The following is a 19,767-nucleotide window of genomic DNA, read 5'->3' as shown; positions in this document are numbered from 1 at the left end:
GTGCCTCTTGAACACTGGGACTCCGGAAACCACCATCTCAGCATCATATGTCTGTGAAAGGTGGTGCTGCGCCATGTCGCGGGAGACCCCTGCCGCCGCGTTGCTGCCGTCCGAAGTCCCGGTGCGGTTCCTCGCCGAGGACGGCACACGCGTCGACGAGCACGGTCACTACTCCGAGCCGCCGTCCGAGCGGCTCGTCGAGGCCTACCGGCTGATGGTGCTCGGCCGCCGGTTCGACGCCCAGGCGACCGCATTGACGAAGCAGGGTCGCCTCGCGGTCTACCCCTCGAGTGCCGGCCAAGAGGCTTGCCAGGTCGCGAGCGCGCTGGCCCTCACCGGCGCCGACTGGCTCTTCCCCACCTACCGTGACTCCGTCGCGCTCGTCGCCCGCGGGCTCGAACCGGGCGAGATCCTGACGCTGCTTCGCGGCGACGCGCACTGCGGCTACGACCCCGCCGAGACCCGTGTCGCTCCCCAGTGCACCCCGCTGGCCACCCAGACCCTCCACGCGGCCGGGCTCGCCCACGCGATGCAGCGCCGCGGCGAAGACAGCGTCGCGTTCGCGCTCATCGGTGACGGCGCCACCAGCGAAGGCGACTTCCACGAGGCGCTCAACTTCGCGGCCGTGTTCAAGGCGCCGGTGGTGTTCTTCGTGCAGAACAACGGTTTCGCGATCTCGGTGCCGTTCGAGAAGCAGAGCGCCGCCCCCGCGCTCGCCTACAAGGGCGTCGGTTACGGCGTCCGCTCCGAGCAGGTCGACGGCAACGACGCCGTCGCGGTCCTTTCCGTGCTGGACGACGCCGTCGCGCACGCGCGGTCCGGTCGCGGGCCCGTCCTGGTCGAGGCGCACACCTACCGGATCGACGCGCACACCAACGCCGACGACGCGACCCGTTATCGCGACCAGGCCGAGGTCGAGAAGTGGCGCGCGGCCGATCCGGTGCGCCGTCTCGAAACGTATCTGACCACCAAGAACCTGTTGTCCGGCAACGATATCGAGCGATTCCGGGCCGAGGCCGAGACGTTCGCCGCCGGGGTGCGCGACACCCTCAACGCCGATGTCGAGCCCGACCCCTTGTCGTTGTTCGAGCACGTGTACGCCGTCCCGACCCGCCAGCTCGCCGCCCAGCGCGCGCTGGTCGCCGCCGAACTGGAGGCCCGATGACCGAGATCTCGATGGCACAGGCGCTCAACGCCGCCCTGCGCGACGCGGTCAAGGACGACGACCGCGTGCTCATCTTCGGCGAGGACGTCGGCCCGCTCGGCGGCGTGTTCCGGGTGACCGACGGCATCACCGCCGACTTCGGTGAGGAGCGCTGTTTCGACACGCCGCTGGCCGAGTCCGGCATCGTCGGGTTCGCGGTCGGGATGGCGATGGGCGGGTTCCGTCCGGTGGTCGAAATGCAGTTCGACGCCTTCGCCTACCCCGCTTTCGAGCAGATCACCTCGCACGTCGCGAAGCTGCGCAACCGCACCCGCGGCGCGCTGTCGCTGCCGATGGTCATCCGCATCCCCTACGCGGGCGGGATCGGCGGCGTCGAGCACCACTGCGATTCGAGCGAGGCCTACTACACCCACACCCCCGGCCTTCGCGTCGTCACGCCCGGCACTCCGCAGGACGCCTACGACCTCCTGCGTGACGCGATCGACTCACCGGATCCGGTGGTCTTCCTCGAACCCAAATGCCGCTACTGGTCGAAGGAGACCGTGTCCTTCACCCGGGAGGGGGCGGCCATGGACCGCGCCGTCGTGCGCCGCGAGGGCAAGGACGTCACGCTGATCGCGTACGGCCCGATGGTCGCCACCGCATTGGAGACCGCGGAGGCCGCGACCGCCGAGGGCTGGGACGTCGAGGTCGTCGATCTCCGGTCGCTCAGCCCGTTCGACGACGAGACCGTGACCGCTTCGGTGCGCCGCACCGGGCGCGCGGTCGTCGTCCACGAGGCCGCCGGGTTCGGCGGCTACGGCGCCGAGGTCGTCGCCCGGGTCACCGAGCAGTGCTTCCACCAGCTGCACGCGCCGGTCCTGCGGGTCACCGGCCTCGACATCCCTTATCCGCCGCCGAAACTGGAGCGCCATCAGCTTCCGGACGTCGACCGGATCCTGGACACCGTCGCCCGGCTGCAGTGGAACGACGAACCGGTGGTGGCCGGTGCCTGACTTCCTGCTCCCGGACCTCGGCGAAGGGCTGACCGAAGGCACCATCGTCACCTGGCTCGTCGCGGAGGGCGACACCGTCGGCGTCGACCAGCCCGTCGTCGAAGTGGAGACCGCGAAGGCAGCGGTCGAGGTGCCGGTGCCGTTCGCCGGCGTGGTCACCCGCCTCCACGGCGAACCCGGCCAGTCGCTGCCGGTCGGCGCTCCGCTGCTCACCATCGGCCCCGGTTTCGCCGAACCAGGCGTGACGACCGCGAGCGAAGGCAGCGGCAACGTCCTCATCGGCTACGGCACGACCACCACGACGAGACGCCGCCGCACCCGTACCGTCGTGACCGCTCCGGACAAGCCGTCGAAAGCGCCCGGCGTGATCTCCCCGTTCGTCCGCAAGATGGCCGCGGACAACAAGATCGACCTGACGAAGCTGACCGGCAGCGGTCCGGGCGGGATCATCCGGCGCGCCGACGTCGAAGCGGCGCTCACCGTCCCCGAGCAGAGGGACGGCGAAACGCGGATCCCGCTGACCGGCGTGCGCAAGGCGGTCGCCGACAAGCTGACGACTTCGCGCCGTCAGATCCCCGAAGCGACGGTCTGGGTCGACGTCGACGCGACCGGGCTCGTCGCGGCGCGCAAGTCGCTCAACGCCTCCGCACCGGATCGTCCGGTGAGTCTTTTGGGTCTCGTAGCCCGATTCGCCGTGGCGGGCCTGCGGAAGTACCCGGAGCTGAATTCGCGCGTCGAGGGCGACGAGATCGTCCAGCTGCGGGACATCAACCTCGGTTTCGCCGCGCAGACCGACCGCGGTCTCGTCGTGCCGGTGGTCCGTGACGCGGGCTCACTGTCCACAAGGGAGCTCTCGGCCGCGATCGGAGAGCGGACCACGCAGGCCAGGGAAGGGAAACTCGGCCCGGCGGGCCTCACCGGCGGAACCTTCACGGTCAACAACTACGGCGTGTTCGGGGTCGACGGCTCGGCAGCGATCATCAATCACCCGGAAGCGGCGATCCTCGGCATCGGCCGGATCATCGACCGCGCCTGGGTGGTCGACGGCGCACTCGTGGCGCGCAAGATCTGCGAGCTGACCCTGGCGTTCGACCACCGGGTGTGCGACGGCGGAACCGCCGGCGGATTCCTGCGGTTCGTCGCCGATTGCGTCGAATCGCCGGTCACCGCGCTCGGGGAGCTCTGAGCGGGTCGCACAACCCGCGGTTGTGACCCGCCAACGAACCGTTGTTCGACTTGCGGGTCCCGGCTTGCTTGGATCTCGCGAGTGGGTGGGAGATCGCTGGGGCGACGGTTCGGCTGGCTGTGGGCGGCGTACGCGGCGAGCGCGTTCGGCACGAGGTTCGCGTTCGACGCGTTCAGCCTGATCGCCATCGTGGCGCTGGGCGCGGGCACCACGGAGGTGTCGCTCCTGGCGTCCGCCGGGCTCGTCGCCGGCGCGGTGGTCGCGCTGCCGCTCGGCCCCTGGGTCGAGTTCCGCCGCAAACGGCCGGTGATGATCGCGATGGACCTGGTCCGGTGTGCGGCGCTGCTGACCGTCCCGGTGGCGTACGCGTTCGGGCTGCTCGGTTTCGGTCAGCTGCTCGCCGTGTCCGTCGTCGTCGCGGCGGCCGACATCACCTTCCTCGCCGCCAGCGGGGCGTTCCTGAAAACCCTGCTGCCACGGGAGGACTTGCTGGTCGCGAACGCCCGGTTCGAATCGACGACCTGGACGGCGACCGTCCTCGGCCCCCCGCTGGGCGGGTTCGCGGTCGGCCTGTTCGGTCCGGTGGTCACGATCGCCGCCGACGCGGTCAGCTATCTGCTTTCGGCGCTCGGGATCCGGGCGGTCGGTGGTTCGGAGCCGCCACCCGCGAAACCGGAAGGCCTCCGGCTGACCGGCCGCGACCTCCGGGAAGGCTGGCGGTTCATCCTCACCCACCCGTTGCTGCGGCCGCTGTTCGTCAACACGATCGTGGTCAACGGCCTGATCATGGCGACCGCGCCGCTGATGGCCGTTCTGATGCTCGGGCAACTGGGGTTCGCGCCGTGGGAGTACGCGGTGGCCTTCGCCGTGCCGTGTCTCGGCGGGCTGCTCGGGGCGAGGCTCTCGCGGACCGTGGTCGCCCGGTACGGCCGGGACAGGGTCCTCTTCGGCGCCGGTTGGCTTCGGGTCTGCTGGCCCGTCGGGCTGGTGTTCATCCAGCCCGGTGTTCCCGGTCTGATCCTGGTCATCGTCGTCGAGTTCGCCTTGATCACCTGCATCGGCGTGTTCAACCCGGTGCTCGCCACCAGCAGGCTCGAACAAGTTCCCATCGACCGCGCGGCGCGCACGCTGTCGGCCTGGTCGATCGCCGGCAAACTCACCACCGCCTCGCTGACCGCGCTGTGGGGCCTGCTCGCCGCGATCATCGGACCGCGTGCGGCGGTCGGCATCGCGGGGGCGCTCATGCTGGCGACCCCGCTCCTGCTCCCCCGAAACCGTCGGACCCCTGTGCCAGTATCCGCACATGCCGATCAAGAGAGTGGTAGCCGACCTCGAGACCAAGTCACTTGAGCAGACGAAGACCTTCTACGAGCGGGTGCTCGGCTTCGAAGTGGTGATGGACCACGGCTGGATCGTGACCCTGGCCGATCCGGAGCGGCCGGAAGTGCAGCTGAGTCTCATGACCCACGACGAGACGGCGCCCGTCGTCCCGGCCGTCTCGATCCAGGTGGACGACGTCGACGCGGCGTACGAGGAAGCGAAGGCGTCCGGTGCCGAGATCGTGCACGAACTGACCGACGAACCTTGGGGCGTCCGGCGGTTCTTCGTCCGCGACCCCGGTGGTCACGTGGTCAACGTGCTCGCGCACCGCTGAGGGGGTTTCATCAAAATTTCATGACTCGTCCCTAGCGTTCGGACACGCACCGTAATCGAACGAAAGGACGATGAATGAAGAAACTCAGGGGGGTACTGGCCGCCACCGCACTGGCCGCCGGCCTGCTCGGTGCCGTCGCGCCGACGGCACAGGCCGACCAGGCGCGCTACTACATCCTCATCGGCGGCACCTGCGACGGGGCCGCGACCGTCTACAACGACGCCTGGTTGCGGGGCGGGATCAAGAAGGTCGTCCACTACCCGGCAGGGGCCGCCGGAGCACCGAACTGCGACCAGACGCCGATGGACCAGAGCGTCGCGCGCGGGCACGAAGAAGCCCGCCGTGTCGCCCAGAGCTCCTTCGACGAGAACCCCGGCGCCGAATTCGTCGTCGTCGGCTACTCGCAGGGCGCGCTGGTCGCGAACCTGGTGCTCAATGACATCGCCGACGGGAAGCTGGCGGTGGACAAGTCGCGGTTCAGGGCGAAGATCTTCGCCGACCCGATGCAGCCCGTCGGTCCGCCGGGACGCGGGATCAGCGCGGTGCTCCCGCCGGGCACCGGGGCGCCGTCACCGTTCGGCGGCTACGTGTCGTTCGGCTCCGGCCGCACCGACTTCGGCGGTATCCCGTACATCCGCTACTGCATCGAAACCGACGGTGTCTGCCACTTCGACACCATCGAAGCGCCGGGTGGGTACTTCGCCCAGCACCTGTGTTACCAGTGGGCCCGGCCCACCGATCGGCGCTCGATCATGGAGGACACGATCGCGGACGGCGTGTACACCAACGGATCGCACGCGCTGCCGCGGCAGAACTGCCGTCCGCCGTGGCCGGTGGCTTGACCGGCTGAAGACGGCTGTCACCCGGCGCCCGATCGCCGGGTGACGGCGGTTCGGGCGATGGCCCGCCCACAGTGCCGTGGGCGGGCCATCGTCGAGCTACCGGACCGGCTCCACCGGTGCCGGGGCGTGCCCGGTCGGCCGGGCGGTGAACGTGCCCCGGCCCTGGGTCCGGCTGCGCAGCCGGGTCGCGTAGCCGAACAGTTCGGCCAGCGGCACGGTCGCGGTGACCACGGACGTTCCCGCGCGCACCGCCGAATCCAGCACCCGGCCACGCCGCGCCGCGAGGTCACCGAGCACCACGCCGACGGCGCTTTCGGGCACGGTGACGGTCACTTCGGCGACCGGCTCCAGCAGTGTCATCGCTCCGGCACGCAACGCCTCCCGGAGCGCGAACCGCCCGGCCGTCCGGAACGCCATCTCCGACGAGTCCTTCGAGTGGGTGGCCCCGTCGGTCAGCGTGACCCTGACACCGGTCACCGGATGACCGCCGAGCGGCCCTTCCGCCAAGGCGTCACGGCAGCCCGCTTCGACGGCGCGGACGTATTCCCTCGGCACCCGGCCACCGACCACAGTGGACTCGAACTCGAATTCCCCGTCCGCCAAGGGTTCCGTGTCGATGACGACGTGGGCGAACTGCCCGGCGCCGCCGTCCTGCTTGACGTGGCGGTAGACGAAACCGGACACGCCGCGCGCCACCGTCTCCCGGTAGGCGACGCGAGGCCGTCCGACGCCGACGTCGAGCCCGTGGTCGCGCCGGATCTTCTCCACCGCCACCTCCAGATGCAGTTCACCCATTCCCGACAGCAGGGTCTGGCCGGTCTCGCGATCGGTCCGGATGCCCAGCGACGGGTCCTCCTCGACCAGCCGCGCCAGCGCCGTCATCAGCCGTTCCGTCTCGGTTCCCGTCCGTGCCTCGACGGCGACCGACACGACCGGATCGGCCACGACGGGCGGCTCGAGCAGGAGCGGCTCCGACGGCGTGCACAGCGTCGCACCGGCCCGCGCGGTCTTCAGTCCGACCACCGCGACGATGTCGCCCGCGACGGCACTGTCCACCCTGGTGTGCCGGTCCGCCTGGACTCGCAGGATGCGGCCGACGCGCTCGACACGACCGGCGCCCACGTCCATCACCGCCTCCGAAGTCCGGATCGTGCCCGAATACACCCGCAGGTACGTCAACCGCCCGGTGGCGGTCGAGGTCACCTTGAACACCAGTGCCGCGAACGGCGCCGACGGATCGGCCGGCCGTTCCTGGGCCGTGCCTTCGTACTCGCCCCGCACCGGCGGAACGTCCGACGGCGAGGGCAGGTACGCCACCACGGCTTCCAGCAACGGCTCCACACCGCGGTTCCGGTAGGCCGAGCCGCACAGCACCACGACGCCGTCTCCCGTGCGAGTCAGCTCGCGCAGCGCCGAGACCAGCGTGTCTGTCGACACCGCCGAAGACTCGCAGAACTCCTCCAGCGCGGCCGGATGGAGTTCCGCCACGGTCTCTTCGAGCAGCCGGCGGCGCCGGTTCGCTTCGTCCACAAGGGACTCCGGAACCGGTCCGTCCTCGGCCTTCCCGGCGCCGTCGGCCCAGACGAGCGACCGCATCCTCAGCAGGTCGACGACGCCCACGAAACCGTCTTCCACACCGATCGGAAGCTGGACCACCAGCGGACGCGGATGCAGCCGCTCCCGAATGGACTCGACGGCCGCGTCCAGATCGGCGCCCGCGCGGTCGAGTTTGTTGACGAACGCGATCCGCGGTACGCCGTGCCGGTCGGCCTGGCGCCACACCGATTCGCTCTGCGGTTCGACCCCGGCGACGCCGTCGAACACCGCGATGGCGCCGTCGAGGACCCGGAGCGACCGCTCGACCTCGTCGGAGAAGTCGACGTGGCCGGGCGTGTCGATCAGGTTGACGAGATGGCCGTCCCAGGTACAGCTGACGGCGGCGGCGAAGATGGTGATGCCACGGTCGCGCTCCTGGGAATCGAAGTCGGTCACGGTCGTGCCGTCATGGACCTCACCGCGTTTGTAGGTGGTGCCGGTGACGTACAGGATCCGTTCGGTGAGGGTGGTCTTTCCGGCGTCGACATGGGCGAGGATGCCTAGATTGCGGACAGCGGACAGCGGAACGGTGCGCATGGCGCGGGCCTTTCGAAAGTGATCTCCAGAGCTCGGATCGCGCGATTCGGGCGAACGCGGGCAGGCGCCCTCGCCGTCGAGGCACGACGGGAAGAGGGCGCGAAAAGTCAGGCGTTCGTCAGCGGGCCGGTGCTAGCCGCGCGGCAGGCACCGGACGCGCGGAGACACGAGGATCACCTCGTAGCGGGCCGAGGGGACGACGACGGCGTGGTGATGACGCACTGTCCTGTCCTTCCTCGCCGGGATGATTCGCGAGGAGTGTAGCCAGCCGGAGGTGGGCCGGGAACCGGTTTTCCGCGGTTTCGGAGGAAACTGGGCGACGACCGACCAGTTTCCGGCGACGCCGGTGTCCATCCTTTCGAGGGACACCACAGGAGGAAGGAACCGGCATGGGGGCGGACGAGCTGCTGACCTTGGCGAAGACCGGTGACGGCGAGGCGTTCCGTGACCTCGTCGCGCCGTACCGCCGTGAGCTGCAGGTGCACTGCTACCGCATCCTGGGCTCCGTACAGGACGCCGAGGATCTGCTGCAGGAGACGTTGCTGGCCGCGTGGCGCGGGATCGGCACGTACGAGGAACGCGCCTCCGTGCGGACCTGGCTGTACCGGATCGCGACCAACCGCTGCCTCAACGCGCTGCGTGCGGGCGACCGCCGCCCGCACGACCACGCGGCCTACCGACCGGAGGTCGAGTTGCCCGAGCCGTCGCGCCGCCGCCCTGAACCCAGCTGGCTGGAGCCCTACCCCGACGTCCTGCTCGACGGGATCGCCGATCAGCTTCCCGGCCCGGAGGCGCGCTACGAGACAAGGGAGTCGATCTCGCTCGCTTTCCTGGCGGCGCTCCAGCAACTTCCCCCGAAGCAGCGGGCCGTGCTGGTGCTGCGGGACGTCCTCGGTTTCCGCGCCGCCGAGGTGGCCGGGATCCTCGACACCACGGAGAACGCCGTGACCAGCGCGTTGAACCGGGCTCGTTCGGCGTTGGCCAAGGAGATGCCCGGCGGCCGCGAGACCGCTCCCCTGCCGGATTCGCCGCGGGAACGCCGCGTCGTCGACGAGTTCACCCGCGCCTTCGAAGCCGGCGACGTCGAGGCCATCGTGGCGCTGCTGACCGACGACGCGTGGCTGACCATGCCCCCGCTCCCCCTGGAGTATCAGGGTCCGGACGCCGTCGGGCACTTCCTGGCGACCGTCGCGTACTGCGACGGCCGCCGGTACTCGCTGGTCCCGACCCGGGCGAACGGCCAGCCCGCCTTCGGTTGCTACCTCCGTGATCCGGGGACGCCGATCGGCCACGCGCACGGGGTGCTCGTGCTGGAACTGGCCGGTGACCGGATCACCGCGGTGACCCGGTTCCTCGACAATTCGCTGCTCGCCGCCTTCGGCCTTCCGCGCTCGCTGCGCGGCTGACCACCCGCTCTTCCGTGGCCACGCCCGCCGGGCGTGTGTCCCGTCATGCCCGGAACAAGGAGAAACCTTGACACCCAAACAGGCTTGGACCCTGGGCCTCGCCTCACTGGCGTCGTTCATGATGGCGCTGGACAGCCAGGTCGTGACGACGGCGCTGGGCACGATCCGCCAGGACCTGACCGCGTCGATCGAGCAGCTCGAATGGACCGTCAACGCCTACAACCTCAGCTTCGCCGTCTTGCTGCTCACCGGCGCGGCGCTCGGCGACCGGTTCGGCCGCCGCCGGATGTTCGTCACCGGCCTCACGGTGTTCACCCTCGCCTCGGTGGGCTGCGCGCTCTCGGCCGATATCGACACGCTGATCGTCGCGCGGACCGCGCAGGGCGTCGGTGCCGCGATGGTGCTGCCGTTGTCGCTCACCCTGATCAGTGCGATCTTCCCGCCCGAACAGCGGGGCAAGGCGATGGGGCTCTATCTGGGACTCACCGGACTGGCGACGTTCAGCGGCCCGTTCATCGGCGGTGTCATCGCCGAAGGGCTGTCCTGGCAAGGGATCTTCTGGCTCAACCTGCCGATCGGCGCCATCGCGGTGCTGCTGACCCTCCGGCGCGTCGACGAGAGCGTCGGACCGGCCACGCGATTCGACATGGGCGGCGTCGTCCTGGTGACACTGGGATCGCTGGGCATCGTGTGGGGCCTGGTCCGGGGAAACCTCGCGGGCTGGGGCAGTGGCGAAGTACTCGGCTCACTGGCGCTCGGCGTCGCCCTGGTGATCGCGTTCGTGTTCTGGGAACGGCACAGTGAGGCGCCGATGCTGCCGATGCGGTTCTTCCGGCTGCGAGCCTTCTCCACGGCGAACGCGGCGAACTTCTGCGTATTCGCCTCGCTGTACGGCACGTTGTTCTTCCTGCCGCAGTACTTCCAGACCGCGCAAGGACTCGGGCCGTTCGAGGCGGGACTACGCCTGATGCCGTGGACCGCGACCCTGATGATCTGCGCGCCCGTCGCGGGCAGACTGGCGGACAAGCACAGCGCGCGCACGTTCGTGGCCGCCGGGCTGCTGCTCCAGACCGCGGGTATGAGCTGGATCGCCCTGGTCGCCGCGCCCGGCACGAGCTACGCCACCCTGTTGCCAGGACTGATCGTCAGCGGCGTCGGCCTCACTTCGGCCATGCCCGCCGCACAGCGTTCGGTCGTCGGCGCCGTCCGGCCGCCCGAGATCGGGCAGGCGTCGGGCGCGTTCATGACGTTGCGGATCTTCGGCGGGGTGTTCGGCGTCGCGGTGGCGGTCGCCGTCTTCGCCGGCTCCGGAAGCCATGGGTCACCGGAGGAATTCGGCGGAGGTTTCACCGCGGCGATGGGCACCGTCGTCGCATTCGCCTTCACGGGACTGCTGGTCGCCTTGGGGATGCCGGGCAGGCGACCGGCCGAAGCACCACGGGCACCCGCCCTGTCCGGTACCGATCAAGGAGGACACCGATGACCGATCTGAACGCTGGAGCCGAAACGCTCCGTGCCCTGCACAGCGGGGAAATGCTCGTCCTGCCGAATGTCTGGGACGCCGCGAGCGCCGAAGTCGTGGCGGAGGCGGGGTTCCCCGCGATCGCCACCGCCAGTGCCGCCGTGTCGGCGATGCTCGGCTACCCCGATGGTGAAGGCGCGCCGTGGCAGGAGATGTTCGCGGCCGCGGGCCGGGTCGCCCGCGCGGTCTCCTTGCCGGTCACCGTGGACGCGGAAGCGGGCTACGGCCTGGCGCCGCGGGAGTTCGTGGACCGGTTGCTGGAGACCGGCGCCGTCGGCTGCAACCTCGAGGACACCGATCACCGGACCGGTGAGCTGATCGATGCCGACGAACACGCCCAGCGGCTCGCGGACATCCGCTCCGCCTCGACCGAGGCGGGCGTCCCGATCGTGATCAACGCCCGCGTCGACGCGTTCCTGGGCGACCGCGGGATCCCGGAGCGGGAAAGGCTCGCCGAGGCCATCCGGCGGGGCAGGCTCTACCGCGACGCCGGTGCCGACTGCGTGTATCCGATCGGCGTGCGACGCCGCGCCGATATCGCCGCGCTGGTCACCGAACTTGCCTGCCCGGTGAACGGCAACGTCGGCGAGGAACTGGATCTGGCCGCGCTCAGGGAAATCGGCGTGGCACGGGTGTCGTACGGCCCCCGCTTCTATTTCGCGGCCCTGGCGGGTTTCCGGACGGCCATCGAGAACCTGTAGCCCGTGGGTCGGGGTGGTCGTGAGTGGCGATTCGGGTTAGAACCCGAATCGCCACTCACGACCCCCTGTACCCATCACTTGCAGAACGCCGCGTCCACGGTGGCCATGACCGCTTTGGAACCCTTCTCCCCGTCGCCGAAGGTGCCCGGCATCGCGGTCACCGCGAGCCCGACGATCCGGCCGTCTTCCGTTGCCCCACCACGGGTTTCGAAACCGTGGATGTCCCCGCCGTGGCCCCAGTACACGCCGCCGCAGCTGAGCGGATTGCTCATCAGGCCGAGGCCGTACTTCGTGCCGGGGAACAGCGGCGCGTCGACCGTCTTCCGCATTTCGGCCAGCTGCGCGGCGGGCAGCAGCCTGCCTTCGAGCAGCACCTTGAAGAACTTGCCGAGGTCACTGGGTGTCGAGATCAGCTGCCCGGCGGCGCCGCCCCAGGACGGGTCCAGCTCGGTCGCGTCGATCACCTTTCCGGTGGCGGTGTTGCCGATGGCGTAACCCTGCGGATGCCGTCCCTGGATGGTCTGGTCGCCGACCTGCGGCCAGTAGGTGTGCTTCAGGCCCGCCTTCTTGATCACGCGTTCGGTGATCTGCTCCTGGATCGGGCGTCCGGTCACCTTCTCGATCAGCATGCCCGCCAGCAGGTAACCGGTGTTGCTGTACTCCCATTTGGTGCCGGGCGCGAACTTCGCCGGGTGACTCAAGGCCGCGGCGAGCAGTTCGTGGGCCGGGAAGTAACGGTGCTGCACCTGCTCGAAGTTCTCCAGCCCGAGGTACTCGGTGTAGTTCGGCAGCCCGCTCGTGTGCTGCAGCAGCTGCCGGACGGTGATCTTCGTGGCGTCGATGCCCTCGCCGCGCACGATCCCGGGAAGGTACTTCTCGATCGGCGCGTCCAGTTCCACCTTGCCCTCGGCCACCAGCTGCAGGACCGCGACCGCCGTGAAGGTCTTGGTGTTGCTGCCCGCCCGGACCGTGCCGTCCCGGGGAACGGGGACCTGGCGATCGATCCGCGAAGACCCCGCGACCAGCGACGCCGTCCGCCTTCCATCCGCCACGTAGGCGAGCGCGGCCGGGAACTTCTCCTGACGCACCAACGAGTCCAGGCCCTTCTGCAGTTCAGTCCCCTTGGCCGGGGCCGCGTCCGCCGCCGTGGTCCACGCGGCGCCCATCAGGCCCGCGACCGTCAGGACCACGACACTCTTGCGTACTGTCATTCGCACTCCTCGCTCGATCGGATCGACATCCACGACCTTGGCCGAACCGGGCGCGAAGATCAGGAGTGCCGGCTACCGAATCCCGGGTAGCGCAGGCGCTACCCCGCCGAAAATTTTCGGACCAGAATTCGTCCCACCATTGTCGGCGCGGGATGCGGCTGACTAAGGTCAGTTCGGTAAGTGGACTAGACCACCCGAGGCCGGGAGGCGACGATGCCCCTCGACGAACAGCAGACCTGGGCACTGCTGCGCGAGCTGGACCAACCCGGCCACTGGGAGGTGCCGCACGACTTCGACGGACCGGCCGAACGGGCCCGCTTCGAGCGACTGGCCGAACGGCTCGGCCACCGATTCGGCTGCACCTGCGAAGTCGACCGCCACGTCCAGGACGCCAGCCACCTCGGCCGGATCGTGATCCCGGCTAGCGCGATCGCCGCGCGGGACCAGGTGACCGTCACGGTCAGCAATTTCGGCGGTCTCGTCGCGGTGACACTGGGAAATCCGGGCAGCTACGACGAAGACGAGGGCCGGGAGTTCTTCCCGGCACCGGTCCGGGCGCAGGTCGAAGACGAGCTGGCAGCGCTCGGCTACCTGCCCGTCTCCGAGCACCCGTTGTGGACCAAGTACACCGGGATCAGCGGATTCGACGCCCTCTATCCTCCGGACCGGCCGCCGTCGTGGTGGAACCGGTTCTTCGACTATCTCTAGGCGTTGCTCGGCGTGAGCGCGCCGGCGAGTTCCGCCGCGTTCGGCACACTGACGAGCACCTCGTCGAACGGGAGCCCGGCGGCCCCGCGATCGATCTCGATCCGCAACCCCGGCATACCTCTGCGGGCCGACACCAACTGACGGACCCCTGCGCCCAGGCCCCAGTAGCCCACCTTCAGCACTCCGCTGATCAGCGCGCCGGCCCGTCCCCCGCGCGTCCGCCGCAAGGGCGCGTCGACGTATTCGACGACCTTGATCGCCGCTTGCGGCACGACCACTTCGTCGCGCCACACGGCCAATCGCTCCCAGGCCGAGAACCTCACCCGCACTCCGCCCTCGGTGACGTCCATCGTCGCCATCGTGACCACTTCCCTCCATAGCCAGCTGATGTAGTTGTTATAGCAAGTGTATAGCAGATATCCTTGCGGGGTGTTGCTGACTCTCGACCTCGACAGCGAGGTTCCGATCTACCAGCAGATCCGCGACCGGATCGTCGAAGCGGTCGCCGACGGCGCGCTGGCCGAGGGCAGCGCCCTGCCCTCCACCCGGCAGCTCGGCGCCGATCTCGGGATCAACTTCCACACCGTCAACAAGGCCTACGACCTGCTGCGGACGCAGGGCTTCATCCGGATCAATCGCAAGACCGGCGCGGTCGTCCGGCGGGACGCGTCCTCCGGTCCGGCGGAAGACGGCTACGCGGACGAATGGCAGGAGCGCCTGCGCACCTTGCTCGCCGAAGCCGTCGCTCTCGGCCTCAGCCCGCGCGAGGTGACCGGCCGGTGCGAGTCCGTGCTGGACTCCTTCGCCGTGAGCGCCCGGCGATGACCGGACCGCTTTGGCTGAACCTGGCCCTGATCGCGTTCACCGCGGCCACTTTCGCCTCGGCACCCGCGCTGGCACGGCCGACCCTTCCCTTCGGCGTCCGAGTCCCGGCCCGGCGCACCGGCGAGGCCGTCATCCTCCTCGCACGCCGTCGCTACAACCGGGGAATCGCGGTGGGTGCGATCGCCGCCTGCGGCGTCGTCCTCGTCGGCGGGCCCGGCCCCGAGATCGTCCTGATCGGTCTCGTCGCGGTCTATTCGCTGCTCGGCGGCCTGGCCAGTCGTTCGATCGCCGCCGCGAAACGCGAAGAGGGCTGGTACACCGGAACACGGCAGGCGGTCACCGCCGACACGACGCTGCGCTCCGATCCGGTCCGTCCACAGTGGATCCTGCTGGCGCCGGCGGTGCTGCTCACCGTTGTCACGGCGGTCATCGGCCTGTTCGAGGGAACGACGAACTTCTCGACGGTCCTCACGCAGCTTCTGGTCTTGGTGCTCGTCCCGCTCCTGACCATCGCCATCTCACGGGCCCGGCCCGAGATCGACGCCGCACAGCCGTCCGCGTCGGCGTCGCGGTACCGGGAGTACCTGCATGGGGTGCTCAGCCTGCTGCTGATCTCCGCGGGCTGTGTCAACGCGACCATGCTCGTCGTTTCGCTCCAGCTCTGGCAGGTCGTCGAGACGACGGTGCCGACCACGATCGTGGCCTACCTGCCCCTCCTCGCCGCCTTCGTCGCGTGGATCGTCTTCTCCGTCAAGGCGGGCGACGCCGGCCACCGGTTGTCGCCAACCGGCGACGGGCCGGAAACCCGGTACGAACAACGCGACGACGACCGCTACTGGCACGCCGCCGGAATGGTCTATCTGAACCGGAACGATCCCGCGCTCCTGGTGCACCGGCGGGTCGGGACCTACTGGACACTCAATCTCGGGCATCCGATCGCCTGGGTCGTGCTCGCCGCGGTCGCCGTGACCGGGGTGCTCGCCGGGCTCGGTGTCGTGACCCTCCCGGCGAAGGGCGGCTGAGAGTACCCTGGTCGTGGGTGAGGAATCGTGGCCGTGGTGCCGGACTTCGTGGGAAAGCAGGCGCTCGACGCCTGGCTGGCCGGGCACGACGCGGGCCTGTCGCTGCAAGGCCCCGATCCGGACAGCCCCCATCCCCTGCTGAACGGCCAGGTCGTCGCGCAGGTGCCCGCGGCCGGGACGCGGCTGCCGCGGTGGAGCGTGGTGACCGTCTGGATCACCGGCGGCGGCGACCCCGCCGGCGTCCGCGAGCCGCGGCGTCCGCTGCCGAACCTGCTCGAAGACCAGGCCGAGGGCTGATCACCGGGTGTGATCGGCGGTGCCCGGGCCGCTCGTTACCCTGAGGGAATGACGTCGCAGAAAACCCCTCAAACCATGAAGCCCGCGACAGCGGCGAAGAAGCTGGGGGTGTACCTCGAGGCGACCCCGGCGGAGTTCCAGGAGGGTGTCGTCTCCCGCGACGAGCTGAACGCACTGCAGGCCGAGCCGCCCGAGTGGCTGCGGGAACTGCGCCGCAACGGGCCGCATCCGCGTCCGGTCATCGCGGCGAAGCTGGGCGTCTCCATCAGCGGTCTGGCGCGGGGCGGGATCACCGGCGCCCTCACCACCGAGGAGATCGACGCGATCAAGAACGAGAACCCCGATTGGCTGAAGCGGGAGCGCGAGACGCAGGCCGAGGTCCGCAAGGAAGAGGCGCGGCTCAAGGCCGCCCGCAGCGACGGCTGACCTCGGCTCAGGCCGTGCCGGAGGACGTCGCGAAAGCCACTTTCGCGACGCCTGATGTCCCGAAAGTGGCTTTCGCGACGTCCTCCGCGGCCAGGAGTTGCCCCGCCCGCACCGCTATCCGCGTCGACGGGGCTTGCCGCGCTTCCCGCCCTGGGGAGCGCGGCGATTACCGGCCTGCGGCTTCCGGCCGGCGGGCTGAGGGCGTTTGCTCTTCGGCGGAGTCTTCTTCTCCGGCGCCTGCTTCTCCGGAGCCTGCTGCCGCCCGCGCGTGCTGTTGACCGTGCGGCCACGCACGATCCCGATGAACTGCTCCATCAGGTCGGAGGTCTCGTCGTCCGGCCAAGACAACGCGACGCCGGATTCCGGCGTGCCGGAGATCGGGCGGTAGGTCAGATCGCGCCGGTGGTGCAGCCGTGCGAGCGACTGCGGGACGACGAGGAGCCCGACACCGGCGGCGACCAGCTCGATGGCGTCCGCCGTGGTGGCGGGTCGCTCCAGCGCGGGCTTTCCCGGAGGCGCGTCCCAGTCCAGCGTGTCGTCGAGCGGGTGCAGCACGATCTCGTCGGCGATGTCGTCGACGGAGACCTCGTCCGCGGCGGCGACCAGGTGGTCCTTGGGAACGACCACGACGGTCGTCTCGGTGTAGAGCGGGATCGCGTGCAGCCCCTCGCGGTCGATCGGGAGCCTCAGCAGGACGGCGTCCACCTCGCGCTCCCGGACCAGCCCGGCGGCCTCGGCCGCGGTCGTCTGGACGAGTTCGAGCGGCACGTCGGGCGACCGCTCGTTCCAGATCCGGACCCACTTCGAGGGCGTCACGCCGGGGACGTACGCGAGCTTGAAGGAGGCGGGTGTGTCCGGGCCGGTCATGGGGGCAAGGTTACCGGGAGTGGTCATCGCCCTCGTGAGTGGCAAGGACGGTTCTAACCGTCCTTGCCACTCACGAGACCCCGCTACGGAGCCCAGGCCGCGGAGACCGCCCAGGTCACGTCCTGGTCGTACGAGACCGGATTGTCGAACGCGTGACCACCACCGCTGACGGCGACGTAGACCTCCTCGGCGTAATGCCGCATGTTCGTGCCCAGTTCGTTCACCGACGCCAGCCGCACTCCACCGGCCCCGGGCTGGGCGCAGAACGTCGCGTCCTTCCGGAACAGGTCGGTGTTGTCGTTCCCGCCCAGCCGCACCCGGAAGTCCGCGTGCCGCAGGAACTGGCCAGGATAGTTGCGCGCCTCCAGCGAGTAGCACGACGGATCCGCGAGACCGCGTCGCACGACGAACGTCGCGTCCGCCTTTAGCAACGCCGCACTCGACGCGTTCACCACGTCCGTTCGCGCGAGGCCGTCACGGTGCCGCAGGAACCGGTCGGTGAAGCCGGGAGTCGTCACCTTGAACGACCGCGCCTGGTCCAGCGGCAGATCCGCGCCGCTGCGCCAAAGCGGGACCGAAGCCGCCCACGTCGTGTCCGCCGCGAAGCTCGACGGCGTGTCCCACGGGTTCGGCCCGCCGCTGCGCGCCAGATAGACGGTCGCGCCGTAGTGCCGCAGATACGCGCCACGCTGGTTGAAGGACTCCAAGGCCGTTCCGCCTGCGCCTTCCCTCGCGCAGAAGGTCGCGTCCCCGGCGAACAGCGCCGAGCCGTCGTTCGCGTCCTTGCGGATCCGCGAAGACGCGTGCCGCAGGAAGTGCCCGGGGTAGTTCCGCGACTCGAACGACAGGCACGACGCGTCGGCCAGCCCCTGGCGCGCCCAGAACGTCGCGTCCTTCTTGGCGAGATCCGCGCTGCCCTCACCCAGGACGTCGGTCCTCACGAAGTCGTCCTGGTGCCGCAGATAGCGATCCGTGTACCCCGCCGTGGTGACCCGCAACGACACGAGTTCGCCCCGGCCGACCTCGGTGCCCTTGGCGATGGCGAGCACCTTCTGGTTGATCTCGCGCACCCGCGCCTCGGTCATCTTCAGCACGCGGCGGTCGTAGGTGTAGAAGCCGTTGACCTCGTTCTCGACGTCGTACGGCTCGGTGTAGACCGACGCGGAAAGCCCTCGGCCGTGCACGAACCGCCCCACCTGCTTGGTGATCTCCACGTACCGGTTCGTCAGCGACGTCTCGTCCGGGTACAGGGCGCCGTACGCGAAACCCTTGCCCGGTTCCCATTCGTGGCCGATGACGCGTCGCCCGAGGCCGCCGTACTCACCCAGGACGGCGATCCGGCGTGCGTCGGGTTGCCGCGTACCGGTGGAGACCTGGTACGCGTGATCGTCGATCACGTCGCCGTTGCCAGGGTCCGGATCGGACACGCAGCAGTTCGAGCCGGAGTTGTGGTTGATCAGCCTGGTGTCGTCGATCGAGCGGACCAGGTCCACGATGCGCCCGGCCTCGTACTCGCCCCAGCCTTCGTTGAACGGCACCCACTGCACGATCGACGTGATGCCCTTGTGCTGCTCGATCATCCGCCGCAGTTCGGCCTCGAAGTTGGCGTGCCCGTTCGGGACCTCGCCGACCGAGTCGAGCGACGGCATGTCCTGCCAGACCATCAGCCCGAGCCGGTCGGCGTGGTAGAACCACCGCGCGGGCTCGACCTTGATGTGCTTGCGGACCATGTTGAAGCCCAGCGCCTTCTGCCGTTCCAGATCGAACCGCAGTGCCTCGTCGGTCGGCGCGGTGTAGATGCCGTCCGGCCAGTATCCCTGGTCCAGCGTGCCGAGCTGGAAGACGAACTTGCCGTTGAGCAGCGGCCGCATCACGCCGCCGACCATCGCCTTGCCCAGCGACCGCATGCCGAAGTACCCGGTGACGACGTCGCCGCCCGGCAGCCGGACACGCAGGTCGTAGAGGAACGGATCGTCCGGTGACCACAGCCGCGCGTTCGGAACCGGGACCCGCAGGTGGGAACCGACCGCGCCGGTGGCGGTCCCGACCACCTGGCCACCCGAAAGCACTTCGGCGGTCGCCTGCTGGCCGGGTGTGCCCTGGACGACGAGGTCGAGCGCGCCACCAGGAACGTCGGAAGTGGTGTCGAGCCGCGTGATGTGCTCCGCACGCACAGGCTCCAGCCAGACGGTCTGCCAGATTCCCGATGCCGCGGTGTAGAAGATGCCGTCGGGTGTCTTCCGCTGCTTCCCCACCGGGTACCGGCTTCCGTCGACCGGTGACGCCACGCCGACGACGATCTCGTTCTCCCCCGCCTTGAGCGCCGGCGTGATGTCGAACGAGAAGGCGTCGAACCCACCGGTGTGGCTCCCGATCGCCGTCCCGTTGACCCAGACCCTGGTCTCCCAGGTGACGGCACCGAAGTTGAGCTTCACCCTGCGACCGTCCCAAGTGGACGGAACGGTGAACGTCCGGCGGTAGAACATGTTGTCCTCATGCCGTTTGATCCCCGAAAGCATCGACTCGATCGGGTAGGGCACGAGGACGTTCTCGCTCAGCGGCCTGCCGATCGGCGGCGAGTTCAGGTTCGGCGCGCCGGTGAAACCCCAGGTGCCGTTGAGGTTGAGCCACTCCGACCGCACCAGTTGCGGGCGCGGGTACTCGGGCAGCGCGTTCGACGGGGAGACCTGGTCGGTCCACGGGGTCGGGAGCGGGACGGGGGCGGCTTGGGCGACGGGGACGAGTGTCGTCGCGGCGGCCAGCAGACCGGCCACGACGCTCAGGGCGCGCGCGGTTCTTCGGTGCAT

At 69.6% G+C, this 19,767-nt stretch carries 19 protein-coding genes; 14 read left to right on the top strand and 5 right to left on the bottom strand.

What is annotated here, in order from left to right; genetic code table 11:
• Positions 1-73: 73 nt before the first annotated feature.
• From pdhA to H4W30_RS08580, 6 genes are all read left to right on the top strand, one after another.
• Positions 74-1,165 carry a pyruvate dehydrogenase (acetyl-transferring) E1 component subunit alpha gene (pdhA, locus tag H4W30_RS08605; RefSeq protein WP_192742283.1) on the top strand — a complete coding sequence of 364 codons (1,092 nt, stop codon included), beginning with the start codon at positions 74-76 and terminating at the stop codon, positions 1,163-1,165.
• Positions 1,162-2,160, top strand: a complete 999-nt coding sequence (locus tag H4W30_RS08600; protein ID WP_192742282.1) for an alpha-ketoacid dehydrogenase subunit beta — start codon at positions 1,162-1,164, stop codon at positions 2,158-2,160. The genes pdhA and H4W30_RS08600 overlap by 4 nt, the downstream gene beginning before the upstream one ends.
• A complete protein-coding gene (locus H4W30_RS08595) occupies positions 2,153-3,346 on the top strand; it encodes a dihydrolipoamide acetyltransferase family protein (RefSeq protein ID WP_192742281.1) in 1,194 nt (397 codons plus the stop codon). The genes H4W30_RS08600 and H4W30_RS08595 overlap by 8 nt, the downstream gene beginning before the upstream one ends.
• 81 nt (positions 3,347-3,427) lie before the next feature.
• A complete protein-coding gene (locus tag H4W30_RS08590; protein WP_192742280.1) occupies positions 3,428-4,696 on the top strand; it encodes an MFS transporter in 1,269 nt (422 codons plus the stop codon).
• A complete protein-coding gene (locus H4W30_RS08585) occupies positions 4,650-5,000 on the top strand; it encodes a VOC family protein (protein ID WP_192742279.1) in 351 nt (116 codons plus the stop codon). The genes H4W30_RS08590 and H4W30_RS08585 overlap by 47 nt, the downstream gene beginning before the upstream one ends.
• A 74-nt stretch (positions 5,001-5,074) precedes the next feature.
• Complete coding sequence (locus tag H4W30_RS08580; RefSeq protein WP_192742278.1) at positions 5,075-5,842, top strand: PE-PPE domain-containing protein; 768 nt, start codon at positions 5,075-5,077, stop codon at positions 5,840-5,842.
• A 96-nt stretch (positions 5,843-5,938) separates the two neighbouring features.
• Here the strand turns inward: H4W30_RS08580 and fusA are convergent, their stop codons facing one another.
• Positions 5,939-7,975, bottom strand: a complete 2,037-nt coding sequence (fusA, locus tag H4W30_RS08575) for an elongation factor G (RefSeq protein ID WP_192742277.1) — start codon at positions 7,973-7,975, stop codon at positions 5,939-5,941.
• A gap of 389 nt (positions 7,976-8,364) precedes the next feature.
• On the opposite strand from fusA, the gene H4W30_RS08570 reads away from it, so the two are divergent.
• The 3 genes from H4W30_RS08570 (at position 8,365) to H4W30_RS08560 (ending at position 11,604) form a co-directional block, all read left to right on the top strand.
• Positions 8,365-9,381 (top strand): sigma-70 family RNA polymerase sigma factor, encoded by a 1,017-nt coding sequence (locus H4W30_RS08570; protein ID WP_192742276.1) that lies wholly within the window; start codon positions 8,365-8,367, stop codon positions 9,379-9,381.
• 67 nt (positions 9,382-9,448) lie between these two features.
• The gene (locus H4W30_RS08565; protein WP_192742275.1) at positions 9,449-10,864 is read left to right on the top strand and encodes an MFS transporter; all 1,416 of its coding nucleotides are present in this window, start codon (positions 9,449-9,451) and stop codon (positions 10,862-10,864) included.
• On the top strand, positions 10,861-11,604 hold the full coding sequence (locus H4W30_RS08560) for an isocitrate lyase/PEP mutase family protein (protein ID WP_192742274.1): 744 nt from the start codon (positions 10,861-10,863) through the stop codon (positions 11,602-11,604). The genes H4W30_RS08565 and H4W30_RS08560 overlap by 4 nt, the downstream gene beginning before the upstream one ends.
• Before the next feature lie 74 nt (positions 11,605-11,678).
• Here the strand turns inward: H4W30_RS08560 and H4W30_RS08555 are convergent, their stop codons facing one another.
• Positions 11,679-12,815, bottom strand: a complete 1,137-nt coding sequence (locus H4W30_RS08555) for a serine hydrolase domain-containing protein (RefSeq protein ID WP_192742273.1) — start codon at positions 12,813-12,815, stop codon at positions 11,679-11,681.
• Between the two features lie 213 nt (positions 12,816-13,028).
• Here H4W30_RS08555 and H4W30_RS08550 point away from each other — a divergent pair, with 213 nt between their 5' ends.
• Complete coding sequence (locus H4W30_RS08550; RefSeq protein ID WP_192742272.1) at positions 13,029-13,523, top strand: hypothetical protein; 495 nt, start codon at positions 13,029-13,031, stop codon at positions 13,521-13,523.
• Here H4W30_RS08550 and H4W30_RS08545 read toward each other — a convergent pair.
• Complete coding sequence (locus H4W30_RS08545; protein WP_225948825.1) at positions 13,520-13,873, bottom strand: hypothetical protein; 354 nt, start codon at positions 13,871-13,873, stop codon at positions 13,520-13,522. The two genes, H4W30_RS08550 and H4W30_RS08545, sit on opposite strands and share 4 nt — an antisense overlap.
• A 79-nt stretch (positions 13,874-13,952) precedes the next feature.
• Here H4W30_RS08545 and H4W30_RS08540 point away from each other — a divergent pair, with 79 nt between their 5' ends.
• The 4 genes from H4W30_RS08540 (at position 13,953) to H4W30_RS08525 (ending at position 16,093) form a co-directional block, all read left to right on the top strand.
• Positions 13,953-14,348: a GntR family transcriptional regulator gene (locus H4W30_RS08540; RefSeq protein WP_192742270.1), complete on the top strand. Its 396-nt coding sequence runs from the start codon at positions 13,953-13,955 to the stop codon at positions 14,346-14,348.
• On the top strand, positions 14,345-15,370 hold the full coding sequence (locus H4W30_RS08535) for a DUF1648 domain-containing protein (RefSeq protein WP_192742269.1): 1,026 nt from the start codon (positions 14,345-14,347) through the stop codon (positions 15,368-15,370). Before H4W30_RS08540 ends, H4W30_RS08535 begins: the two co-directional genes overlap by 4 nt.
• 27 nt (positions 15,371-15,397) lie before the next feature.
• Positions 15,398-15,667 carry a PASTA domain-containing protein gene (locus tag H4W30_RS08530; RefSeq protein ID WP_257486408.1) on the top strand — a complete coding sequence of 90 codons (270 nt, stop codon included), beginning with the start codon at positions 15,398-15,400 and terminating at the stop codon, positions 15,665-15,667.
• Between the two features lie 75 nt (positions 15,668-15,742).
• Positions 15,743-16,093 carry a DUF5997 family protein gene (locus H4W30_RS08525; RefSeq protein WP_225949187.1) on the top strand — a complete coding sequence of 117 codons (351 nt, stop codon included), beginning with the start codon at positions 15,743-15,745 and terminating at the stop codon, positions 16,091-16,093.
• A 114-nt stretch (positions 16,094-16,207) separates the two neighbouring features.
• On the opposite strand, the gene H4W30_RS08520 is transcribed toward H4W30_RS08525, so the two are convergent.
• Both H4W30_RS08520 and H4W30_RS08515 read right to left on the bottom strand, forming a co-directional pair.
• Positions 16,208-16,960, bottom strand: a complete 753-nt coding sequence (locus H4W30_RS08520; RefSeq protein WP_192742267.1) for a LysR family substrate-binding domain-containing protein — start codon at positions 16,958-16,960, stop codon at positions 16,208-16,210.
• An 83-nt stretch (positions 16,961-17,043) separates the two neighbouring features.
• On the bottom strand, positions 17,044-19,767 hold the full coding sequence (locus tag H4W30_RS08515) for an AbfB domain-containing protein (RefSeq protein WP_192742266.1): 2,724 nt from the start codon (positions 19,765-19,767) through the stop codon (positions 17,044-17,046).

Source organism: Amycolatopsis roodepoortensis, from assembly GCF_014873915.1.
Classification (GTDB): Bacteria; Actinomycetota; Actinomycetes; order Mycobacteriales; family Pseudonocardiaceae; genus Amycolatopsis; species Amycolatopsis roodepoortensis.
The sequence above is the reverse complement of the archived record's forward strand: the minus strand, read 5'-3'. Positions and strand labels throughout refer to the sequence as shown.

Excerpts from the sequence above, each read along its gene's own strand:
- pdhA (WP_192742283.1), top strand. The coding sequence starts at position 74 with ATGTCGCGGGAGACCCCTGCCGCCGCGTTGCTGCCGTCCGAAGTCCCG.
- H4W30_RS08600 (WP_192742282.1), top strand. The coding sequence starts at position 1,162 with ATGACCGAGATCTCGATGGCACAGGCGCTCAACGCCGCCCTGCGCGAC.
- H4W30_RS08585 (WP_192742279.1), top strand. The coding sequence starts at position 4,650 with ATGCCGATCAAGAGAGTGGTAGCCGACCTCGAGACCAAGTCACTTGAG.
- H4W30_RS08580 (WP_192742278.1), top strand. The coding sequence starts at position 5,075 with ATGAAGAAACTCAGGGGGGTACTGGCCGCCACCGCACTGGCCGCCGGC.
- fusA (WP_192742277.1), bottom strand. The coding sequence starts at position 7,975 with ATGCGCACCGTTCCGCTGTCCGCTGTCCGCAATCTAGGCATCCTCGCC.
- H4W30_RS08570 (WP_192742276.1), top strand. The coding sequence starts at position 8,365 with ATGGGGGCGGACGAGCTGCTGACCTTGGCGAAGACCGGTGACGGCGAG.
- H4W30_RS08560 (WP_192742274.1), top strand. The coding sequence starts at position 10,861 with ATGACCGATCTGAACGCTGGAGCCGAAACGCTCCGTGCCCTGCACAGC.
- H4W30_RS08555 (WP_192742273.1), bottom strand. The coding sequence starts at position 12,815 with ATGACAGTACGCAAGAGTGTCGTGGTCCTGACGGTCGCGGGCCTGATG.
- H4W30_RS08550 (WP_192742272.1), top strand. The coding sequence starts at position 13,029 with ATGCCCCTCGACGAACAGCAGACCTGGGCACTGCTGCGCGAGCTGGAC.
- H4W30_RS08545 (WP_225948825.1), bottom strand. The coding sequence starts at position 13,873 with ATGGACGTCACCGAGGGCGGAGTGCGGGTGAGGTTCTCGGCCTGGGAG.
- H4W30_RS08535 (WP_192742269.1), top strand. The coding sequence starts at position 14,345 with ATGACCGGACCGCTTTGGCTGAACCTGGCCCTGATCGCGTTCACCGCG.
- H4W30_RS08525 (WP_225949187.1), top strand. The coding sequence starts at position 15,743 with ATGAAGCCCGCGACAGCGGCGAAGAAGCTGGGGGTGTACCTCGAGGCG.
- H4W30_RS08520 (WP_192742267.1), bottom strand. The coding sequence starts at position 16,960 with ATGACCGGCCCGGACACACCCGCCTCCTTCAAGCTCGCGTACGTCCCC.
- H4W30_RS08515 (WP_192742266.1), bottom strand. The coding sequence starts at position 19,767 with ATGCACCGAAGAACCGCGCGCGCCCTGAGCGTCGTGGCCGGTCTGCTG.